Below are 514 nucleotides of genomic sequence, written 5' to 3'. Positions count from 1 at the left end.
GAGATGGCCGAGCCAGAAAGCCTGCATGGCATTGAGTTCGTGGTTCATGAGGATCTCCTGGATAAAGAAAGCCTCAGTGTGGTCAGCAAAACTCAACGTGAGAAGATGTGGTTAATGGCTCGCTTACGTTTTTATCGCGTTTTTGCATAGATCGCCGTCATTTGCCCACGGTGTGCTCTCGGCCCTTAGCCGATGAAGATACTTGCGCCGATGAAGCCATTATGTCAGTCGGGAAGTGGTGGCAGTCGTCGGATGCCCGGGAGTAAACGAGGCCACCACTTGTCGGCCGCAACACCCAGGCGCATGCGGATTTGGCGGGCTTTTACCGTGAACGTGGCCGCCACTTTCAACACTTGCTCACGCAGTTTGACCAGGCTCCAACCTTGCCCGGTTCGGCGTTCCATCACGCAACGCACGCTGTGCAGCACCTGGTACGCATAGAGGCTCAGCAGCAAATTCACTTGATTGCGGGCCATGACGTCCTGGGTGGTCAGATGGCCGCGATCTGTCGAGG

The 514-nt window shown here is 56.0% G+C and carries 1 protein-coding gene; it reads right to left on the bottom strand.

The window, feature by feature from the left end:
* Positions 1-224: 224 nt before the first annotated feature.
* A partial coding sequence (locus M8006_RS17775) for a transposase (protein ID WP_250084556.1) occupies positions 225-514 on the bottom strand: 290 nt, incomplete at its 5' end.

Source organism: Halomonas llamarensis (assembly GCF_023555005.1).
GTDB classification, from domain to species: Bacteria; Pseudomonadota; Gammaproteobacteria; order Pseudomonadales; family Halomonadaceae; genus Vreelandella; species Vreelandella llamarensis.
The sequence above is the reverse complement of the archived record's forward strand: the minus strand, read 5'-3'. Positions and strand labels throughout refer to the sequence as shown.